This is a genomic window from Streptomyces sp. PA03-1a (assembly GCF_033792805.1).
Lineage (GTDB): Bacteria > Actinomycetota > Actinomycetes > Streptomycetales > Streptomycetaceae > Actinacidiphila.
Genome location: NZ_JARAVO010000463.1, coordinates 1 through 1,852, shown reverse-complemented (window position 1 = coordinate 1,852; position 1,852 = coordinate 1). Strand labels below are relative to the sequence as shown.

Below are 1,852 nucleotides of genomic sequence, written 5' to 3'. Positions count from 1 at the left end.
TTCGAGACCGTTTCACCGGCCCCTCCGGGCTTTCCCTTCGTTGTCTCCAGCTTAGCAGATCCGATTTCCTTCTCTGCCACCCTCTGGAGGGGGTTTCGCTTTCGGCGTTTCCGCCTCGGCGACATTCACTACGTTAGCGGATTCCTTCGCGTCATGCGAATTCGTCCCCCACTCGCCGTACGATTCCACGCCAATAGAATTCGAGAGCACGCAAGTGCACCCGAATCTCGGGGTTGTTGTCGTCGTGGTGAGTGACCGCCGATCGGAGGATCCGGACGAACCGGGCGCACCGTCTCAAGCGGCTCGGGCTACGTTACGCACGTGCGGCGGCGGAGTCAAGCTCCGCCGCCGCTCAAACGTGGATAACCAGCCGACGTCAGTCGCCGGCGATCTCGACGGCCGCCAGGCTCTTCTTGCCGCGCCGCAGCACGAGCCAGCGGCCGTGCAGCAGGTCGGCGGCCTCGGGGGTCGCGTCCTCGTCGCCGATCTTGACGTTGTTCACGTACGCGCCGCCCTCCTTGATGGTGCGGCGGGCCGCGGACTTGCTGGCCACGAGGCCGACCTCGGCGAAGAGGTCGGCGACGGAGGCGAGCTCGGCGACCTTGGCGTGCGGCAGTTCGCCGAGCGCCGCGGCGAGGGTCCGCTCGTCGAGTCCGGTGAGTTCGCCCTGGCCGAAAAGTGCCTTGGACGCGGCGATGACCGCGGCGCACTGCCCGGCGCCGTGGACGAGCGTGGTGAGCTCCTCGGCGAGGGCACGCTGGGCCGCGCGGGCCTGCGGGCGCTCCTCGGTGAGCCGCTCCAGTTCCTCGATCTCCTCCTGCGTCCTGAAGCTGAAGATGCGCAGGAACTTGGAGACGTCGCGGTCGTCGGCGTTCAGCCAGAACTGGTAGAAGGCGTACGGCGTGGTCATCTCGGGGTCGAGCCAGACCGTGCCGGACTCCGTCTTGCCGAACTTCGTGCCGTCGGCCTTGGTGATGAGCGGGGTGGCGAGGGCGTGCACGGAGGTGCCCTCGACGCGCCCGATCAGGTCGATGCCGGCCGTCAGGTTGCCCCACTGGTCGCTGCCGCCGGTCTGCATGGTGCAGCCGTACCGGCGGTGGAGCTCCAGGAAGTCCATGCCCTGCAGGATCTGGTAGCTGAACTCCGTGTAGCTGATGCCTGCCTCGGAGTTGAGCCGGCGGGCGACGGCCTCCTTGGCGATCATCTTGTTGACCCGGAAGTACTTGCCCACGTCGCGCAGGAACTCGATGGCCGACAGGCCCGAGGTCCAGTCGAGGTTGTTGACCATCACGGCGGCGTTCGGGCCCTCGAAGGAGAGGAAGGGCTCGATCTGGGCGCGGATCCGCTCGACCCAGCCGGCGACGACGTCGGCGTCGTTCAGCGTCCGCTCGGCCGTCGGCTTGGGGTCGCCGATCAGGCCGGTGGCGCCGCCGACGAGGGCGAGCGGCCGGTTGCCCGCCAACTGGAGCCGGCGGATGGTGAGGATCTGCACCAGGTTGCCGAGGTGGAGGCTCGGGGCGGTGGGGTCGAAGCCGCAATAGACCGTGACCGGGCCGTCCGCGAACGCCTTGCGCAGTGCGTCCTCGTCGGTGGAAACGGCGATCAGCCCTCGCCACCGCAGCTCGTCGACGATGTCCGTCACGGTTCTCGTGTCTCCTCGGTGTCGGTCGGTGCCTCGTACCTGTTCGTACGGAGTCTTTCCGAGACTACGCGTTCCGCTCGACTCCTTTTGCGCCCCCTGGGGCGCGGCGGCGGGGTGAGTGGGCGCGGTAGGGGCTGACGGTGGGGTCGCCGTCGATCCAGAAGCGCCAGGGGTGGGCGGCGCCGTCGCCGCCGGTGCGCGGTCCGGTGC

General features: G+C 68.5%; 1 protein-coding gene and 1 pseudogene. Both read right to left on the bottom strand.

Features of this window, described 5'->3' with window-relative positions; genetic code table 11:
• Positions 1-376: 376 nt before the first annotated feature.
• Positions 377-1,642 (bottom strand): tyrosine--tRNA ligase, encoded by a 1,266-nt coding sequence (gene tyrS, locus PV341_RS44895; RefSeq protein WP_500361011.1) that lies wholly within the window; start codon positions 1,640-1,642, stop codon positions 377-379.
• A gap of 64 nt (positions 1,643-1,706) precedes the next feature.
• A pseudogene (locus PV341_RS44890) lies at positions 1,707-1,852 on the bottom strand (DNA-3-methyladenine glycosylase); the annotation flags it as partial.